The 18,204-nt window shown below is 72.0% G+C and carries 15 protein-coding genes and 2 pseudogenes; 14 read left to right on the top strand and 3 right to left on the bottom strand.

Annotation, left to right across the window (positions count from 1 at the left end):
* Positions 1 to 27 precede the first annotated feature (27 nt).
* Positions 28 to 876 carry an LLM class flavin-dependent oxidoreductase gene (locus KGS77_RS03580; RefSeq protein WP_242578644.1) on the top strand — a complete coding sequence of 283 codons (849 nt, stop codon included), beginning with the start codon at positions 28 to 30 and terminating at the stop codon, positions 874 to 876.
* A gap of 169 nt (positions 877 to 1,045) precedes the next feature.
* On the opposite strand, the gene KGS77_RS03575 is transcribed toward KGS77_RS03580, so the two are convergent.
* Complete coding sequence (locus KGS77_RS03575; RefSeq protein ID WP_242578643.1) at positions 1,046 to 1,330, bottom strand: hypothetical protein; 285 nt, start codon at positions 1,328 to 1,330, stop codon at positions 1,046 to 1,048.
* Positions 1,331 to 1,693: 363 nt separating this feature from the next.
* Here KGS77_RS03575 and KGS77_RS03570 point away from each other — a divergent pair, with 363 nt between their 5' ends.
* Positions 1,694 to 2,923 (top strand): cytochrome P450, encoded by a 1,230-nt coding sequence (locus KGS77_RS03570; RefSeq protein WP_242578642.1) that lies wholly within the window; start codon positions 1,694 to 1,696, stop codon positions 2,921 to 2,923.
* A gap of 56 nt (positions 2,924 to 2,979) precedes the next feature.
* On the opposite strand, the gene KGS77_RS03565 is transcribed toward KGS77_RS03570, so the two are convergent.
* A complete protein-coding gene (locus KGS77_RS03565; RefSeq protein ID WP_242578641.1) occupies positions 2,980 to 4,242 on the bottom strand; it encodes a beta-ketoacyl-[acyl-carrier-protein] synthase family protein in 1,263 nt (420 codons plus the stop codon).
* Between the two features lie 67 nt (positions 4,243 to 4,309).
* Between KGS77_RS03565 and KGS77_RS03560 the strand changes: the two genes are divergently transcribed.
* The 12 genes and pseudogenes from KGS77_RS03560 to KGS77_RS03505 all read left to right on the top strand — a co-directional run bounded on the left by KGS77_RS03560 (position 4,310) and on the right by KGS77_RS03505 (position 16,749).
* Positions 4,310 to 4,948 carry a TetR/AcrR family transcriptional regulator C-terminal domain-containing protein gene (locus KGS77_RS03560; RefSeq protein WP_242578640.1) on the top strand — a complete coding sequence of 213 codons (639 nt, stop codon included), beginning with the start codon at positions 4,310 to 4,312 and terminating at the stop codon, positions 4,946 to 4,948.
* A 42-nt stretch (positions 4,949 to 4,990) separates the two neighbouring features.
* Positions 4,991 to 5,644: a maleylpyruvate isomerase N-terminal domain-containing protein gene (locus KGS77_RS03555; RefSeq protein ID WP_242578639.1), complete on the top strand. Its 654-nt coding sequence runs from the start codon at positions 4,991 to 4,993 to the stop codon at positions 5,642 to 5,644.
* 256 nt (positions 5,645 to 5,900) lie between these two features.
* A pseudogene (locus KGS77_RS03550) lies at positions 5,901 to 6,197 on the top strand (urease subunit gamma); the annotation flags it as partial.
* Positions 6,174 to 6,695, top strand: coding sequence for an urease subunit beta (locus KGS77_RS03545; protein WP_242587273.1), 522 nt, complete (start codon positions 6,174 to 6,176; stop codon positions 6,693 to 6,695). The pseudogene KGS77_RS03550 and the gene KGS77_RS03545, both read left to right, overlap by 24 nt.
* Positions 6,695 to 8,658, top strand: a pseudogene (locus KGS77_RS03540) (urease subunit alpha). Before KGS77_RS03545 ends, KGS77_RS03540 begins: the two are co-directional and overlap by 1 nt.
* Positions 8,659 to 8,801: 143 nt before the next feature.
* Positions 8,802 to 9,560 carry an urease accessory protein UreD gene (locus KGS77_RS03535; RefSeq protein WP_347404430.1) on the top strand — a complete coding sequence of 253 codons (759 nt, stop codon included), beginning with the start codon at positions 8,802 to 8,804 and terminating at the stop codon, positions 9,558 to 9,560.
* 298 nt (positions 9,561 to 9,858) lie between these two features.
* A complete protein-coding gene (locus KGS77_RS03530) occupies positions 9,859 to 10,152 on the top strand; it encodes a GNAT family N-acetyltransferase (protein ID WP_242578637.1) in 294 nt (97 codons plus the stop codon).
* A 77-nt stretch (positions 10,153 to 10,229) separates the two neighbouring features.
* Positions 10,230 to 10,787 carry a PadR family transcriptional regulator gene (locus tag KGS77_RS03525; protein WP_242578636.1) on the top strand — a complete coding sequence of 186 codons (558 nt, stop codon included), beginning with the start codon at positions 10,230 to 10,232 and terminating at the stop codon, positions 10,785 to 10,787.
* Between the two features lie 184 nt (positions 10,788 to 10,971).
* Positions 10,972 to 12,693 carry an acyl-CoA dehydrogenase family protein gene (locus tag KGS77_RS03520; RefSeq protein WP_242578635.1) on the top strand — a complete coding sequence of 574 codons (1,722 nt, stop codon included), beginning with the start codon at positions 10,972 to 10,974 and terminating at the stop codon, positions 12,691 to 12,693.
* 179 nt (positions 12,694 to 12,872) lie between these two features.
* A complete protein-coding gene (locus KGS77_RS03515) occupies positions 12,873 to 14,036 on the top strand; it encodes a hypothetical protein (RefSeq protein ID WP_242578634.1) in 1,164 nt (387 codons plus the stop codon).
* Positions 14,018 to 15,103 (top strand): ABC transporter ATP-binding protein, encoded by a 1,086-nt coding sequence (locus KGS77_RS03510; RefSeq protein WP_347404575.1) that lies wholly within the window; start codon positions 14,018 to 14,020, stop codon positions 15,101 to 15,103. Before KGS77_RS03515 ends, KGS77_RS03510 begins: the two co-directional genes overlap by 19 nt.
* Positions 14,992 to 16,749, top strand: coding sequence for an ABC transporter ATP-binding protein (locus KGS77_RS03505; protein WP_242578632.1), 1,758 nt, complete (start codon positions 14,992 to 14,994; stop codon positions 16,747 to 16,749). The genes KGS77_RS03510 and KGS77_RS03505 overlap by 112 nt, the downstream gene beginning before the upstream one ends.
* A gap of 56 nt (positions 16,750 to 16,805) precedes the next feature.
* Here the strand turns inward: KGS77_RS03505 and KGS77_RS03500 are convergent, their stop codons facing one another.
* The gene (locus KGS77_RS03500) at positions 16,806 to 18,137 is read right to left on the bottom strand and encodes a sensor histidine kinase (RefSeq protein WP_242578631.1); all 1,332 of its coding nucleotides are present in this window, start codon (positions 18,135 to 18,137) and stop codon (positions 16,806 to 16,808) included.
* Positions 18,138 to 18,204 lie beyond the last annotated feature (67 nt).

Raw genomic sequence — 18,204 nt, 5'->3', positions numbered from 1 at the left:
CTGACCCCACCCCAGAGAGGAACCACTGTGCAGATCGGCATCGGACTTCCGAATCAGGTCCGCGACGTCAGGGCGTCGGCCCTTCCACCCTGGGCGGCCCGGGCCGAGGAAGCGGGATTCTCCACCCTTGCCACGACCGGGCGCTACGCATACCCGGGCGTGAGCGACACCGTCGCGCTCGCGGCCGCGGCCGGGGCGACTACCACGATCGGACTGCTCAGCGCGGTCCTGCTGGCCCCGACGTGGCCCGGCGCTCTGCTGGCCAAGGAGATCGCGGGCATCGACGGCGTCTCCGGCGCCCGGCTCACGCTCGGTGTCGGCGTCGGGTCGCGCGAGGACGAGTTCACCGTGCCCGGTCACGGCATGCACGGTCGTGGCGCGCGGCTGGAATCCGACCTGGCGACGTACCGCGAGATCTGGAGCGGGGCGCCGGCCGGCAACGGACCGAACCCGGCCGTGCCGTCGGGCACCCGGCACGTCCCCATGCTGTTCGGCGGGTACTCCGCTCGTGCGCTGGACCGCATGGTGCGCTGGGGAGAGGGCTACATCGGCGGTTCGCTGCCTCCGGCCATGACGGCGCCCAGTTTCGAGGCGGCGAAACGGGCCTGGCGACAGGCAGGCCGCCAGGGCGCCCCGAAACTCGTCGTCCTCACCTGTTTCGCACTGGGCGACCCCGAGGCCGGACGGGCGAACATCGAGGACTTCTATCGGCTGGCCCCCAAGGACATCGCCGCCAACGCGGTGCTCCGCACCACCCGGGAGACGATCGAGCGGTCCATCAAGGAGTACACCGACCTCGGTGTGGACGAGATCATCTTCGTGCCCGCAACGGACGACCTCGACGAGGTCACGAGGCTCGCCGACATCGCCACCTGAACAGCCGTCGGGAGCCGACGTACAGCAAGACCTCCAAACGACCGGCCCGCCCGGCGCGAAGTCCTCACACAGCTCCGCGCCCAGTGCCGGCGCAGCGTCGCCGAGCCGGTACCGCTGCCCACGATCGCGCGGAAATGCTCGAACGATGCTCATGATCACGCGCCGGTGCTCACGAAATCGCGGAACCTAGAGCCGCCATCACCTGCAGATTGCCGGCCTCGCACAGCGGGGCCAGGAACGCGAACAGCCGCTCCGGCCGTTTGTCGATGCCGGCCGTGGCCTCCAGCAGTACGGGGTCGGCCACCGATACGGCCGTCTCCGCGCCCGGAAGCTGGAACCGTACGACGGGCCCGCACTCGGCGTGCAGCCGCAACTGGTAGTTGTGCAGCCCGCCCGCCGCCGCGACGGCGCCCACCCCACCGTCCGCCCGGGGCTCGGGACCAGGGATACGCATGGCCACGCCTCCTCGCTCATCGCCCGGTTCCGCCGTGACCCGCCCGGGCCTCGCGCGCCAGGAGCGCGCCGGCGGTCGGCCGGCTCCATCATGTCCTGGACGGCCCGCTCCAGGAATGCCCCACCTTGAGCCCGGCTGCGGCACGCCGGCGCACAGGCTGGGTGAGGAATCGTCCCGGCAGGCCGTCAGCATTGCCTCCGCCGTCATCCATTGCAACAAGTCGTTGCATTCAAGCTCAACATCATTGCACCAATTTACCGCTCCTAGCCTGCAATAACGCCGTCACTTGATTGACGATTTACTGAACGCAACGTAGCTTTCGAGCATCGCAAAACACATGCCGACGCGAGCTGAGGAGCGGTCATGAATGAGACGACGCATGGAGCCACGAACGAGTCCCTCCATACCGTCACGACGATGCCGTCGGCGCGCCGGCCCGGCTGCCCCTTCGACCCGCCGACGGAGCTGACCGACGCCCGCCGGCACGGCCCCATCAGCCGCTACACCTTCCCCGGCGGTCGACCGGGCCTGCTGATCACCGGATACGACCTGGTCAGGTCGGTTCTGGCCGACCCGCGGTTCAGCTCGCGCAAGGACCTCATGCTCCACCCGACCATCGACTACGGGGACATCGAGGTCCCTCCGGCGCCGCCCGGCGAGTTCCTCCTCATGGACGACCCGGAGCACCGGCGCTATCGCAAGCCGCTGGCGGGCAAGTTCACCGTGCGGCGGATGCGGCAGCTCACCGAGCGCATCGAGCAGATCACCGCCGACTGCCTGGACGCGATGGAGAAGACCGGGCCGCCGGCCGACCTGGTGACCGCGTTCGCCAAGCCCATCCCCGCCATCGTCATCTGCGAGCTGCTGGGGGTGCCGTACCAGGACCGGGACTCCTTCCAGGAGCAGGTCGAGTCGTTCATGAACGGGGAGACCGGCGACGAGGAGCTGATCGCGGCCTACACCGCGACCCAGGACTACCTCGCGGAACTGGTGGCCGCCAAGCGCGCGAACCCCACCGACGACGTACTCAGCGACCTCACCGACAGCGATCTGACCGATGAGGAACTGCGCGGGATCAGCTTGATCCTGCTGGCGGCGGGGCTCGACACCACCGCCAACATGCTCGCGCTGGGCACCTTCGCGCTGCTGCGGAATCCGGGGCAACTGGCCGCGCTGCGCGCCGATCCCGCGCTCGCCGGCCGGGCCGTGGAGGAACTGCTGCGCTATCTGAGCGTCGCCAAGACGTTCATGAGGACGGCGCTGGAGGACGTGGAGCTGGACGGCGTGACCATCGAGGCCGGTACGCGCGTCATCCTGTCGTACCACACCGCCAACCGCGACCCCGAGCGCTTCACCGACCCCGACGTCCTCGACCTCCGCAGGCAGGACGGCGGGCACCTGGCCTTCGGTCACGGCATCCACCAGTGCCTGGGCCAGCAACTGGCCCGCGTCGAGATGCAGGTCGCGTTCACCGCCCTGGTCGACCGCTTCCCCACGCTGCGCCTGGCCGTACCGGCCGAAGAGGTCGGCCTGCGCCCGGAGACGGCGGACATCTACGGGGTGAAGAGCCTCCCGGTCACCTGGGACGCGTGATCGCCGGCGGGCCGATCGGCAGCGCTCCTCCACGGGCAACGGTGCGTTGGTGTGAGTCAGGGCGTGGCCGGGGCTGTACGGGACGCGTGGTGCCGTGCGCCGGCGAAGACGAGTGAGACGTTCTGCCCGCCGAACCCGAAGGAGTTGCTGAGTACGGCCTGCTGGGGGACGTCCCGTCGCTCCGTGACGACATCGAGATCGATGTCGGGACCGATGCCGGCCGCGGTGAGGTTGCGGGTCGGCGGGATGACGCCGTGCTCCACGCCGAGGACGGCGATGAGCGCCTCGATCGCGCCGGCGGCGCCGAAGAGATGGCCGAGCGCCGCCTTGGGGGCTGTCACGGTGGCGTGGCCGAAGACCTTCCCGATCGCGTGGGCCTCGGCGATGTCGCCGACCGGGGTTCCGGTGGCGTGGGCGTTGATGTGGCTGATCTGCCCGGGAGCCAGACCGGCTTGCGCGAGGGCCTTGTGCATGGCCGAGATCTGACCGGAGCCGTCGGGGGCGGGCGCCGTGATGTGGTGGGCGTCGGCGGCGATGCCCGCGCCTGCGAGCACCGCGTGGACGCGCGCGCCCCGGGCGCCGGCATGCCCGGCGCTTTCGAGGACCATGACGGCGGCGCCTTCGCTGAGGACGAATCCACTGCGGTCCGCGGCGAACGGCCGGGACGCCGACGCGGGTTCGGCGGTGTGCCGCGACAGTGCCTGTGCCTGGGCGAAGCCGGCAACGGTGATCGGGGTGATGGCGGCCTCGGTCCCGCCCGCGATGACCACGTCCGCCTCGCCGGCCCGGATGAGCCTGGCCCCCAGGGCGATCGCCTCGGCACCGGAGGAGCACGCCGAGACGGGCGTGTAGACCCCGGCCCGGGCGCCGTATTCGATGCTGATCAGCGCTGCCGCCGCATTGGGCATGAGCATGGGGACCGTACGCGGCGAGACGCGCCGGGTCCCGGCCGCTTCCAGTACGTCGTCTTCCTTCAGCAGTGTCCGTACGCCACCGATGCCCGTGCCGATCGCCGATGCGAGCCGGTCCGGGTCCACCTGCGGGGTACCGGCATCGGCCCAGGCTTCGGCCGCCGCGACGAAGGCCGCCTGCTGCGTGCGGTCCAGCCGCCTGGCCTGTACCGGCGGCAGCAGCTCGGCGGGGTCGATCGCCATGGTGCCTGCGACGGTGTCGGGAAGGCCGGCGTCGTCGTGGCCGGGCAGGACGCCGCCGCGGATGCCGGACTCGCCGGCCAGCAGGGCGTCCCAGGTGGACGCCACATCTGCCCCGAGGGGTGTGATCGCGCCGAGTCCGGTGACGACGACTTCGGTCCGGTGCATGCTACTCAACCTTTCTTGTATGCCATACAAGCCAACGAGGCATTGTTGTATCACATACAATTCCGGTGTGGACAAGAAGCGAACCGAAGCCCGGGAAACGTCGGCCCGGCCGCGTGACCGCGGTCGTGCGACCAGGCGCCGGCTGATCGAGGCCACCGCACGGCTCTGCAAGGAGCGGCCCGGCGCCGAGGTGAGCGTCGCGGAGATCGCGGACGCGGCAGGCGTCTTCCCCAATCAGGTCACCTACTACTTCGGCTCCAAGGACTCACTGCTCGTGCACGCCGCCTTCCTCGGCCTGCTGCACGACGCCCGACGGATCGAGCGCATCGGCCGCCAGGCCCCCGACGCGGCGGCGTTCCGGCGCAACATCGCCCGCGCCGTACTGGCCATGCCCTCGCTCCCGTCGGTCGCACGAGCACTCGCCGCCGGTATCTCCCGGCCCGAACTCGCCCCCGTGGTCGACCGGCACCTCCAGTTGCTGTTCCGGCAGTCCGAGCGCTTCGTGAGCCGGCTCGTCGACGGTCGCGGCTGGCGGGCCCGTCGACCGCTCGACGTGGAGGCCAGGACGTTCTGGAGCACCGCGCTCGGCGCCGTGCTGCTGGTCCGCGCCGGGGCACACGGCACGGTCGCCGACCTCGACCTCGCCGGAGCCCTGACCCTTCACGACGACCCCGGGCCGCGCGGTCGCTCCTCGGATGGCCGGTGAAACCGGTCGCCGCCGCGGCCGGTGCGCTGCTAGCTTGCCGCCGTGGATCTCTTCTCGCGCTCGTGGGCAGCGCTGCGCACAGCCGTCGCCGAGCTGGCGGACGAGGACTTCGCGCGGCCGTCCGGCTGCACCGGCTGGCTCGTGCGGGACCTGGTGTGCCACCTGGTCATCGACGCCCAGGACGTCCTGATCACCCTGGTCACGCCTGCCGGTACGGAACCGACCCGGGACGCGGCGACCTACTGGAACCTCGTCGAGCCCCCGACCGGTGACGACCCGCTCGACGCGCTGATCGTCCGGCTGGCCGCCGCGTACGAAGAGCCGTGGCTGCTCAAGTTCCACCTGGACGACGTCGGTTCCGCCGCCGGCCGCGCCGCCGGACTCGCCGATCCCGCCCTCCGGGTCGCCACCCAGGACATGGTGCTCACCGCGGGCGACTACCTCCACGCGTACGTCCTGGAGTGGACCCTGCACCACCTCGACCTGATCGCGCACCTCCCGGACGCCGCGCAGCCGCCCGCCGAAGGGCTCGCCCGGTCACGTGAGCTGCTGGAGAAGATCGCCGGTGCGGCGTTCCCCGCGTCCTTCTCCGACAAGGACGCGCTGCTGATCGGCACCGGTCGGCGGGCCCCGGCCGAGGCGGAGAAGGCCGAACTGGGGGAACTGGCCGCCAGGCTCCCGCTCGCGATCGGCTGACCGGCTCGCCCGCCGGGGCGCGGACCGCCGCGCGGGCCCGGTGAGTCGGTGGGCCTCTGCCGAGCGTTGACGTTGCGCCCGTGCGCCCCTCATGCCTCGGTTTCACCCCATGGTGTGGACGGTCCCGGGATCGGGCCGTCCCGTCGGCTTCCTGCACCGAGTATGCGAGGGCGGCCTGCGCCGTGCCGGGGAAGCCGCCCGTGATCTCCGGCGCGCCCGGCCGCACGTACCGTCCCCACAAGAGAAAGCGGGTCTTATGCATCTGACTCCGCATGAGCAGGAGCGCTTGCTGGTCCATGTCGCGGCCGAGGTGGCACACAAGCGCCGCGACCGGGGGCTGCTCCTGAATTATCCCGAGGTGATGGCCGTGCTGACCGCTCATGTCCTGGAGTCGGCGCGCGACGGCCGGACGGTCAGCGACATCATGGATTCGGGCCGTCAGGTGCTCGGTCGCCAGGACGTGATGGCCGGCGTCCCCGAGATGATCAAAAGTGTCCAGGTGGAGGCCACCTTCCCGGACGGCACCAAGCTGGTCACTCTCCATGATCCCATTCCGGAGGCCGCAGAGGAGCCCGAGGTCTGTCCGGGCAAGGTCGAGCACCCCCGGCCACCGCGCTCGCCGCGCTGCCCGGTCGGCTGCGACGAGGGCGAGGCCGAGAGCGGGGACCCGTGCGCCTGCTGCGAGGAGTGCGCGGACGAGGCCGCCTGGTATGAGGCGATCGAGTTCAACAAGGCCACCCTGCTCAGCGGCGGCAAGAAGACGATCAAGGTACGGAACACGGCGGACCGCCCCGTCCAGGTCGGCTCCCACTACCACTTCGCCGAGGTCAACCCGGGCCTGGAGGTCGTGGAGAACCCGGTCGGCACGCCCGTCACCAACGGGCAGCTCAGGTACTGCGCCGAGGCCCGGGGCCGGCGGCTCAACATCGCCGCGGGCACGTCCGTACGCTTCGAACCGGGCGACGAGTGCTGTGTGGAGCTGGTGGAGATCGAGGGCGACGCCAAGGACGACCTGACGAGGATCCAGGGACTGCGCGAGGGGACCCTGTGATGGCCGGCCGACCGGACCGCAGGCAGAGCAACGTACTGAAGCGGGCGGATTACACCGCCCTGTACGGACCGACCACCAAGGACCGCGTCCGCCTCGCCGACACCGAGCTCACGGTGGAGATCGAGGCCGACTGGAGCGGCGGACCGCGACACAGCGGCAACGAGATGATCTTCGGCGGGGGAAAGGTGATCCGCGAGTCGATGGGGATGTCGCACATCCCCAGGGGCGGGGCGGCGACGCGTCCCGTGAGCCCGTCGACACGGTGATCACCGGTGCGCTGATCCTCGACTGGTGGGGTGTGGTCAAGGCCGACGTCGGCATCCGCGACGGCAGGATCGCGGCCATCGGCAAGGCGTACAACCCCGAGACGATGAACGGGATCGAGGACTTCGAGGAGCCGGCCCGCCATCGTGCCGACCCGGCCGACACGCTTCCGCCGACGGCGGAACCGACGAACTTCGTGGTCGGCCCGAGCACCGAGGTGATCTCCGGCAACGGGCGGATCCTCACGGCCGGCGGCGTGGACACCCACGTCCATTTCATCTGCCCGGGAGAGATCCAGGAGGCCCTTGCCTCGGGCGTGACCACCCTCATCGGCGGCGGTACCGGACCGGCTGAAGGAAGCACGGCCACCACGGTGACGCCGGGGACGTGGCACATCACCCGGACGTTCGAGGGGCTGGACGCGTACCCGGTCAACATCGGTCTGCTGGGCAAGGGCAGCACGATGAGCAAGGAGGCCCTTCACGAGCAGGTGGACGCCGGGGTCTGCGGCCTGAAGATCCACGAGGACTGGGGTGCGACCCCCGCGGTGATCGACAACGCGCTGGAGGTCTGCGAGCAGCGGCACATCCAACTCGCCCTGCACGCCGACTCGCTGAACGAGTCGGGTTTCCTCGACAGCACCCGCGAGGCGTTCAAGGGCCGCTCCCTGCACATCTTCCACGTCGAGGGAGCCGGCGGCGGCCACGCGCCGGACATGATCGAGCTGGTCAAGGAGGAGAACGTCCTTCCCGCCTCGACCAATCCGACCCGCCCGCTGACGGTGAACACCGTCAAGGAACACATCGACATGATGGTGGTCTGCCACCATCTCAACCCGGACATCCCCGCGGACATGGCGTTCGCCGACTCCCGCATCCGGCCCTCCACCATGGCCGCGGAGGATCTCCTCCACGACATGGGCGCCATCTCGATGATGTCCTCCGATGCCCAGGCCATGGGCCGCATCGGCGAGATGATCCTGCGGACCTGGCAGACGGCGCATGTCATGAAATGCCGCTACGGACCCCTGAAGGAGGACCTCGACAACGCCAGGATCCGCCCGCCCGAGGAGGACCCGGACCACTCGTACAACGGCAAGGCGCTGACGCCGAACGACAACTACCGGGCACGTCGCTACATCGCCAAGTACACCGTCAATCCGGCGATCACACACGGCATCGACCAGTACGTCGGTTCCGTGGAAACCGGCAAGCTCGCCGATCTGGTGCTGTGGGAGCCGAAGTTCTTCGGGGTCAAGATCCATATGGTGATCAAGGGCGGGCAGCTCGCCTACGCGCAGGTCGGCGACGCCAATGCCTCGATCACGACGCCGCAGCCCTACCTGCCGCGGGAGGTCTGGGGCGCCACCGGCCACTCCCCGGCAAGCAACTCCTACAACTTCGTGGCCGACGATCAGGTGGCACTCCGGCTGAACGGCGGCGCCGACGCGGACCACACGTACGACGGTCTCGGCCTCGGCAAGAAGTTCGTGGGGATCGGGAGCACCCGGGGGGTCAAGAAGCAGCACATGAAGCTGAACGACACGGTTCCCCAGAGCCTGGAGGTCGACCACAACAGCTTCGAGGTCACCATCGGCGGCGCGACCACCGGGGACGCCCGTACCGTGCTCAACGGCGCGACCGTACCGCGCGCCTACGTCAGCGAACTGCCGATGGCGCAGCGGTACTTCCTGTTCTGACCTGGGCCGGCCTGCTCGGCCCGTTCTCCCGTCCGCCTGTCTTGAGGTGATGTGACCTGACGTCGTCCCGTACCCGGGTCGCCGGACACCGGCCCCCCGGCGACCCGGGCGTGTGCACTCCCGGGCCCGAGGAGCCGGCCGGGGTGTGGGCCACCGCCCGCATCCGGGCCGCGCACAACGGACGCCTGACCGCACTTCCGCAACTGCACAGCGAGGGACCGTTCCATCTGCGGCGCATGCGCACCGACGGGAGTGCCGCCAAGGTGGGGATCATCGGCGCGATGAGCGCCCCGCTGGGCGGCGACCGGCTCGCCCTGGACATCACCGTCGGGGACCGGGCGGAACTGGAGGTCACCACGGCCGCCGCCACGCTCGCCCTGCGCGGTCCCACCACCGCGGCGGCCACCTACGACGTACGGCTGACGGTCGGGGACCACGCGACCCTGCGCTGGCTGCCACGGCCGCTGATCAGCGCCGCCGGCAGCAATCTGCATCAGACGTGCACCGTCGAACTCGCCGCCACTGCACGGCTGGTGCTGCGCGAGGAGCAGCTTCTGGGCCGGGCCGGCGAGGAGCCGGGCCACCTCGTCAGCCGCCTTCTGGTCCGCCGGGCCGGACGTACGCTGCTCGACCAGTGCTCGGCGTACGGGGACCCGGAGCCCGGCTGGGACGGCCCGGCCGTGGTGAACGGGCACCGCGCCGTCGGGCAACTCCTGCTCGTGGGCCCGGGGACGGACACCCGGCGCCCGCCCGTCCTGCTCCGGGAGGGTTCCAAGGGCGGGTGCGCCGTCCTCGCGCCACTGGCGGGCGGGCCGGCCCTGCTCGCCACGGCCGTGGCCCCGGCCTCCTCCGCGCTGCGCGACCTGATCGACGAGGCGCACGCACTCGCCCTCGGAAAGTAGCGTGGCCGGTGATCCGCGGGCACGACCGCGGCCGGATCACCAGGAGGAGCGACATGAGGACCACCCGCACACGCCGGGCACGCCTGACCGACCACGGCGCGCTCGTCACCCGCGTACAGCAGTGGTGGGGCGACTCGCGCACGCCGGCCCAGGCCCGTGAGCTGTCCCTGCTGCTCCCGAGGCTCTTCCTGCAGTTCTTCGCCTCGACCAGCCTGGTGGTGGAGGACGGCACCGGGATCAGGGCCTTCCTCGTCGGCTTCCACTCCGCCGACGACGAGGAGGGGCGTACATCCATTTCGTGGGCGTCGACCCGGAGCTGCGGGGACGAGGCGTGGCCCGCGGCCTGTACACGGAGTTCATCGACCGGGCCGCGGCGGCAGGGCGCCGCGAGGTCCGGGCGATCACCTCTCCGGCGAACACGGGGTCCATCGCCTTCCACCAGGCCATGGGCTTCGTACTGGAAGAGGGGGACCGCGAGGTGGACGGTCTGCCCGTACACACGGATTACGACGGGCCGGGCCAGGACCGGGTCTGCTTCCGGAAGCGGATCACCGCCAGGCCCGCCACGGCAGGCGCGACCGAAGGGGCGTGAGGTACGCCCGGGTGAGCCGTGTCTCACCCGGGCGGCAGCTCTTGTCCATGCAACGAGTTGCATACCAGGATCGGGGCATGGCGCTCGAACACGCGATTCTCGTCTCGCTGCTGGAGAAGCCGGGCTCCGGCTACGAGCTGGCCCGGCGGTTCGACCGGTCCATCGGCTACTTCTGGACCGCCACCCACCAGCAGATCTATCGCGTGCTCAAGCGTATGGAGGGTGACGGCTGGATCGACGTACGTCAGGTGTCGCAGCAGGCCCGGCCGGACAAAAAGGAGTATTCCGTCGCCGAGCCGGGACGTGCCGCCCTCGCCGAGTGGCTGCACGAGCCGATCGAGCAGGAGAGCGTCCGGCACGAACTCGCCGTGAAGATCCGCGGCGCGGCCTTCGGCGATCCGGCGGCGCTGATCCAGGAGATCGAGCGGCACCACCAGGCGCACGCCGACCGGCTCGCGCACTACCTCGCGGGTGAGCTGCGGGACTTCACCGGGCCCACGGCACCCGCCGTACCCGATGCCGGGCAGGAGCTGCAGCATGCCGTGCTGCGCGGCGGCATCGCGTACGAGCGGATGACGCTCGCCTGGCTGGAGGACGTCCTCGCCACCCTCCGCCGGCTCGACGCGAGGCGCTGAGACGTCGGGCAGCCGACGGAACGCCCGTCTGCGAGCCCCGAGCCCCGAGCCCCGCTCCCTGAGCCCCGGCCCCTGAGCCGGTGATTCCCGATCCTTGACTGCCGGTCCACGACCCCGGCCCTGGTCCACGACCTCGACCCCGGTCCTGACCCCGGTCCCGACCCCGAGCCGAAAGGCGACCCCCATGGCCGACCCGCTGCTGTTCAACCCGCGCACCTACGACCCCGCGCACTTCGACCCCGAGACCCGCCGGCTGCTGCGCGCCACCGTCGACTGGTTCGAGGAGCGCGGGAAGCGCAGGCTGATCGAGGACTACCGCTCCCGCGCCTGGCTGGCGGACTTCCTCGCCTTCTCCGCCAAGGAAGGGCTGTTCGCCACCTTCCTCACCCCGGCCGCCGCCGCGGACGGCCATCAGGACAAGCGGTGGGACACCGCCCGGATCGCCGCACTCAACGAGATCTTCGGCTTCTACGGGCTCGACTACTGGTACGCCTGGCAGGTGACCATCCTCGGCCTCGGCCCGGTCTGGCAGAGCCGGAACGCCGCCGCCCACGAGCGTGCCGCGCGACTCCTGGAGCAGGGCGAGGTGTTCGCCTTCGGCCTGTCCGAGAAGACCCACGGCGCGGACATCTACCACACCGACATGCTGCTGGAGCCGGACGGCACCGGCGGCTTCCGGGCCAGCGGCTCCAAGTACTACATCGGCAACGGCAACGCCGCCGGACTCGTCTCGGTCTTCGGCCGCCGCAGCGACGTCGAGGGCCCGGACGGCTATGTCTTCTTCGCCGCCGACAGCCGCCACCCGGCGTACCACCTGGTGAAGAACGTCGTGGACTCCTCGAAGTACGTCAGCGAGTTCCGCCTGGAGGACTACCCGGTCGCCCCCGAGGACATCCTGCACACCGGCCGTGCCGCCTTCGACGCCGCCCTGAACACCGTCAACGTCGGCAAGTTCAACCTGTGCACCGCCTCGATCGGCATCTGCGAGCACGCGATGTACGAGGCCGTCACCCACGCCCACAACCGCATCCTCTACGGCCGCCCCGTCACCGCCTTCCCGCACGTACGCCGTGAACTGACCGACGCCTACGTCCGCCTGGTCGGCATGAAGCTCTTCAGCGACCGCGCCGTGGACTACTTCCGCTCCGCCGGCCCCGACGACCGCCGCTACCTGCTCTTCAACCCGATGACGAAGATGAAGGTGACCACCGAGGGCGAGAAGGTCATCGACCTGATGTGGGACGTCATCGCGGCCAAGGGCTTCGAGAAGGACACCTACTTCGCCCAGGCGGCCTCCGAGATCCGGGGGCTGCCCAAGCTGGAGGGCACCGTCCACGTCAACCTCGCGCTGATCCTGAAGTTCCTGCGCAGCCACCTGCTGGACCCGGCCGGGTACGAGCCCGTGCCGACCCGCCTGGACGCGGCCGACGACGACTTCCTCTTCCGGCAGGGCCCCGCCCGCGGCCTGGGTTCCGTACGCTTCCACGACTGGCGCCCCGCCTTCGACGCGTACGCCGAGGTGCCCAACGTCGCCCGCTTCCGGGAGCAGGCCGACGCCCTGTGCGAGTTCGTCACCACCGCCGCCCCCGACGAGGAGCAGAGCCGTGACCTGGACCTGCTGCTCGCCGTCGGACAGCTCTTCGCGCTGGTCGTCCACGGCCAGCTCATCCTGGAGCAGGCGCGGCTGACCGGCCTGGCGCAGGACGTCCTCGACGAGCTGTTCGCCGTCCTGGTACGGGACTTCTCCGCGTACGCCGTCGAGCTGTACGGCAAGGACTCCGCCACCGCCGCGCAGCAGGACTGGGCGCTGGGCGCGGTCCGGCGGCCGGTCGTCGACGAGGCCCGCTCGGCGCGGGTCTGGGAGCGCGTCGAGGCGCTGTCCGGGGCGTACGAGATGGCGCCGTGAGGCTGTAACGCCGTTACGGCCTGGTGACCGGGGGCGGCCCGCCTCGTACACGGGGCGGGCCGCCCCCACCGCTGTCCGGCGCTGCCCGCCGGTGACCGGGATCGGGACCGGCGGCCCGCCGCCTCTGTGAGCATCGACGCCGTTGTGGAACCGGCACCCGGGCTCTGGAGGACAGCGCAATGAGGAGGCGACGGCCGCAGGACCGGCCGCCGGAGCGGGCCGGCATCCCGTCCGCGGCACGCCTGCTGTGGGCGGCCTCGCACCGTCTCACACCGGCACTCGCCGCGGCCGTCGCCGGGGGAGCGGCGAGCGCCGCGCTGCTCGTGGTGACCACGGGCCTGCTGGTGGGCTCGCTGCCGGCGGCGGTGGACGCGGGAGTGGACTCCCCGGCCGGGCGGCACATGCTGCTGATGCTCGGCGCGTTCGGGGCGGCGGCGCTCTGCCAGACGGTGCTGGGCGCGCTGGAGTCCGGTGCGGGCGCCGCGCTGCGGATGCGGGTCGCGCGGTCGGTCGAGGAACGGGTCACCGCCGCCGGACTGGCCCCGTACGGAATCGCTCATCTGGAGGACCCCGGGTACGCGGACACGCTCCGGCTGGCCACCGACCCGCAGACCCGGCCCGACGCGCTGGCGGAGCTGCTGCCGGACGTGCTGCGGCCCCGGCTCCAGGCCGTCGGTCTGATCTGTCTGCTGGCGTCGTTCCGGTGGTGGGCGCCCGTACTGCTGTGCCTGGCCGCCGCCTTGACCTACCGCGCGTACCTGGCGATGGCGCACAGCGTGCACGGCAGCATGGCCGAGGCGAGCGCGGTCATCAGGCGCGCGGGCTACTACAGGAGCCTGGCGGTCGATCCCGAGCCCGCCAAAGAGGTACGGATCTTCGGCCTCGGCGACTGGGCGGCGGACCGGATGACCGGCACCTGGCGTACGGGCATGGCGAAGGTGTGGGCCGCCCGGCGGCGGGCGACGGGACGGGCGTACGGCGCGGTGCTGGTGCTCGTACCGGCCGAGGCGGTGGTGCTCGGCTGGGCCGCGGTGGCCGCCGCGCGCGGCGAACTGGGGCTGGCGCACCTGGTGATCGTGGTGCAGGCGGCGATCGGGCTGCCCGCACTGGCCTGGGCGGGGGACCCCGACTACCTGCTGCGCAGCGCGCTGTTGGGGCTGCGGTCGCTCATCGCCCTGGAGCGCCGTAGCAGTACGGCCACCGGCGGGTCAGGGGATGGGCCGGCGGGCAGGCCAGGGACGGGCCGGGGAGCGGGGGCAAAGGCGGGAGCGTCGACGGCTGCCCCGGACCGGTCCGCGTACCCGACGTACCACTCCGCCGGGAGATCGTCGTCGAGTCGCTGAGGTTCACCTATCCGGGTAGCGGCGGTCGCCCCGTCCTGGACGGCCTGGACCTGCGCATCCCGGCCGGGGCATCGGTCGCCGTGGTGGGAGCCAACGGCGCGGGCAAGACCACCCTCATCAAGCTGCTCGGCCGCCTCTACGAGCCGGACAGCGGGCGGATCACCGCCGACGGGACCGACATCCGCTCCTACGACCCGGCCGGCTGGCGCCGCCAACTGGCGCCCCAGCTTCAGGACTTCGTGAAGTACCCGCTGTCCCTGCGGGACAACATCGGCCTCGACGCCCCCCGCACGCCCGACGGCCACAACGCGGTGCGGCAGGCCCTGACGCTGGCGGGCGGCGCTTCGCTGCCGCGGCACCTCGGCGGCGGCTGGGAGACGGTGCTGTCCCGGGAGTACGAGGACGGCGGCGAACTCTCGGGCGGGCAGTGGCAGAAGGTCGCGGTGGCCCGGGCCCTGTACGCCGCCCGGAACGGCGCGCTGCTCATCCTGGACGAACCCACCGCCCACCTGGACGCGCGCGCGGAAGCCGAGTTCTTCGAACGGTTCCTGGGCGTGACGCGCGGCCGGACCACCCTGCTCATATCCCACCGGTTCTCCGGCGTACGCAAGGCCGACCTCATCTACGTCCTGGACCACGGGCGCGTCGTGGAGGCGGGCCCGCACGACCGGCTGATGGCCGCCGACGGACGGTACGCGCGGATGTACCGGCTCCAGGCCGCGCGCTTCCTCCAGGACGCGGAGGCGGAAGGAGAGCGGTGCGCCGCAGCGGAACCCGTACCCGTACGCCTGCCCGCGGAGCCCGCACCCGCGGAGCCCGCACCGCGGAGCCCGCACCCGCGGAGTCCGCACCGGCCCAAGAGACCCAGGACGGCGGAGAAGACCACGACGAGGAAGAACGGCTGTCCCGCCCCGCCCGCCGCTCGCCCGGTGGCGCGCTCGCCGCCCTCGGCACCGTGGTGGCCGGCTCCTTCCGGGAGTCCAGGAAACTGGCGCTCCTGGGACTGTTCCTGGTCCCGGCCGCCGCCGGGCTCGGCGCCCTCCAGGCGCTGTGGCTGCGGTCGATGACCGACGGCGCGGAGCGGCACGCGCTCGGCCCGGCACTGGCCGGAGCGCTGCTGCTGGTGGCGACCCTCGCCCTGGCGCAGGCGCTCCAACTCGCCGGAACCACCACCCGGATCGGGCTCAGCGAACGGGTCGGTTTCGCCTTCGACCGGCGGGTCGCCCGGCTGACGGCCCGGATACCCGGCCTGCGGCACCACGAGTCCGCCGCCTTCCAGGACCGGCTGCACCTGCTGCGCTCCCAGCTCCTGGCCATGGGCGGGCTGCTGAACTGGCTGCTCAACCTGCTCGAAGACCTCGGCGGCTTCCTGGTGACCGCGGTCCTGCTGGCACTGGTCCACCCCGCGCTCCTGGCCCTGCCCCTGGCCGGGCTGGTGGCGCTGCGGCTCCAGGTGGCCTCCCGCGGGGTCCTCGCGCGAGCACAGGAGAAGTCGGCGGCCGACCAGCGGCTGGCGGGCCGGCTCGCCCGGCTGGCCGCCGGGCCCGCAGCGGGCATGGAGGTGCGCCTCCTCGGCGCCGGCCCCGCCCTGTCCCGGCGCCGTGCGGCGGCCCGCGACCGGGCCGACGCGGTCATGGGCCCCGCACAGTGGAAGGTGGCGGCCATCGGCGGCGCCGCCGGGCTGCTGAACACCCTGAGCCTGCTCGCCGCGGTCGGCGCGGTGTCCGTACTCGCCGCCGAGGGCCGGGCGAGCCTGGGCGCCGTACTCCTCGCGGTCCTGCTGACGGGCCGGTTCGTGGGGCATGTCGCCGGGCTGGTGGGCGGTACCGGCATGATCGTGGACCTGCTGCAGAGCGCCGAGCGGTTCCGCTGGCTGCGCTCCTACGCGCGCCGGGTACGGCCCGCGGCCCCCACGGCGGACGTCCCGGCGGCGCTGCGCCGGGGCATCAGCGTCGAACGGCTCACCTTCCGCTACCCCGGCACCTCCCGCACCGTCCTGCGGGACGTCAGCCTCCACCTGCCCGCCGGCGGCGTGGTGGCGCTGGTCGGTGAGAACGGCTCCGGCAAGACGACCCTGATCAAGCTGCTGTGCCGGATGTACGAGCCGACGCACGGCCGCATCCGGGCCGAGGACGCCACGCTCGCGGCGTTCGATCCGGTGCGGTGGCGGGCCCGTCTCAGCGCCGGTTTCCAGGACTTCGTACGGTTCGAGCTGCTGACGCGCGAGACGGTCGGGGTGGGGGACGTGACCCGGCTGGAGGACCGCGGGGCCGTCCTGGACGCGCTGGACCGGGCCGGGGCGGCCGGACTGACCGCGCGCCTGCCGCACGGACTGGACACCCAGTTGGGCCGGCAGTGGCCGTCCGGGGTCGACCTGTCGGGCGGGCAGTGGCAGAAACTGGCCGTGGGGCGGGCGCTGATGCGCGCCCGGCCGCTGCTGCTGGTGCTGGACGAGCCGACGGCGTCCCTGGACGCGGAGACCGAGCACGCGCTCTTCGAGCGGCTGGGCGCGGCGGCCCGTGCGGCCAACGGCGCGTCCGGCGGCGCCGTCACCCTCCTGGTCTCCCACCGGTTCTCCACCGTACGGGCGGCCGACCTCATCGTCGTCCTGGACGGCGGCAGGGTCGCGGAGACGGGCAGCCACCGGCAACTGATGGCGCGCGGCGGCCTGTACGCGAAGATGTACGGGCTCCAGGCGCGGGCGTACCGGTGACGGTGGCGCAGCACCGCCGAGGCATTCCGGTCCCGGGGCGGACGGCACCGGGCACGTCATGCCCGTAGCCCGTCATCGCCCGTAGCCCGTCCCGCTCGTCGCTGTTCACCACCGCTCACCGCCGCTGACGTCCCTGCCGTTCGTGCCAGCGGGAGGCGGGCCGACACCGCCGTGCCGCCTCCCGGCTCGGACTCGACGGTGAGCGAGCCCGCGATGCGCGCGGCGCGGGCGCGCATGCCTTCCAGGCCGAAGCCGCCGGTCGTGGTGCGTACGGGTGGCTTCAACGGGTCAAAGCCCCGCCCGTCGTCGCGGACGTCCAGGACGACCTCGTCGTCCATGAAGCTGAGCGTGACACCGACGCGGGAGGCCAGGGCGTGCTTGGACGCGTTCGCCAGGGCCTCCTGGGTGATCCGCAGGAGCGCCGAGGAGACCTCCCCGTGCAGGTGCTGCGCCGTTCCCGTGAGCGTGAACTCGCCGCGTACGCCGCTGCGCTCGGCCCACTGGTCGACCGTCTTGCGCAGTGCCTGGGGGAGCCCGTCGTACGTCAGGCCCACGGGCGCGAGGTCGTGCACCGAGCGGCGGGCCTCGCCCAGGCTGTGGCGGGCCAGATCGGTGGCGCGGGCGAGGTGCGCCCGGGCGTCGGCCGGGTCGGGTGTGTTCGCGACGGCCTGGAGCTGGGTGATGATGCCGGCCAGGCCCTGGGCGAGGGTGTCGTGGATCTCCGCGGCCAGCCGGCCGCGTTCGTCGGCGATGCCCGCTTCCCGTGCCTGGACCAGGAGCTGGGCGTGCAGGGAGGCGTTCTCCTCCAGGGCCTGCTGGAGGGCGGCGTTGGCGCGTTCCAGTTCGGTGATGGTGGCCGCCCGCGCGCGGGACCGCTGCGCCGACTGCTCGGAGAGGTGGCCGACGATCGCGAACAGCGCGTTGTCGGCCACCAGGAGCCCGCCGAACGCGACCCACTGCATGGAGTTGTGGAACGGCAGCCCGCCGGCCTGGGCGGTCGCGATGGGGAAGGAGCAGGCGAACGGGCCGAGCCACCGCAGGCGCCGCCCGGGGATCAGCTCGTTGGCGTCGAAGCAGCCCGCGGCGGCGTAGAACGCGAGGAAGGGGTTCAGGCAGGTGAGCGCGGAGCCGATCGCCCAGCGCACGGCGTAGTACGCCGCCGAGGCGGGGCCCGGGCCAGGGCGGCTGCGAACGGCCCGCCCCCACCACAACTGGAGCACGAGTGCCGCCAGGACCAGTACGGCGACCGCGGTCCGTCCGGCGGCGGTCGGGGTCAGCAGCCGGGCCGACGCTGCCGCCAGGAGCGTGCCGATGCCGAGCAGCCCGTACGGCTGCCACCTGCGGAAGGTTTCCTCGCGCCGTTCGATGTTCGCGTCCGCCGTCGTCATCCACCCAGTCTGCACGGCCACGGGTACGGCCACGGCGACGGCCACGCCCGCGCCCACGGCAAGAGCG

This window comes from Streptomyces sp. MST-110588, from assembly GCF_022695595.1.
Lineage (GTDB): Bacteria > Actinomycetota > Actinomycetes > Streptomycetales > Streptomycetaceae > Streptomyces.
Note: the sequence above shows the minus strand (reverse complement) of the source record. Positions and strands in the feature narration are given on the sequence as shown.

Excerpts from the sequence above, each read along its gene's own strand:
- KGS77_RS03575 (WP_242578643.1), bottom strand. The coding sequence starts at position 1,330 with ATGCGTATCCCTGGTCCCGAGCCCCGGGCGGACGGTGGGGTGGGCGCC.
- KGS77_RS03525 (WP_242578636.1), top strand. The coding sequence starts at position 10,230 with ATGGCGCTCGAACACGCGATTCTCGTCTCGCTGCTGGAGAAGCCGGGC.
- KGS77_RS03565 (WP_242578641.1), bottom strand. The coding sequence starts at position 4,242 with ATGCACCGGACCGAAGTCGTCGTCACCGGACTCGGCGCGATCACACCC.
- KGS77_RS03520 (WP_242578635.1), top strand. The coding sequence starts at position 10,972 with ATGGCCGACCCGCTGCTGTTCAACCCGCGCACCTACGACCCCGCGCAC.
- KGS77_RS03515 (WP_242578634.1), top strand. The coding sequence starts at position 12,873 with ATGAGGAGGCGACGGCCGCAGGACCGGCCGCCGGAGCGGGCCGGCATC.
- KGS77_RS03500 (WP_242578631.1), bottom strand. The coding sequence starts at position 18,137 with ATGACGACGGCGGACGCGAACATCGAACGGCGCGAGGAAACCTTCCGC.
- KGS77_RS03570 (WP_242578642.1), top strand. The coding sequence starts at position 1,694 with ATGAATGAGACGACGCATGGAGCCACGAACGAGTCCCTCCATACCGTC.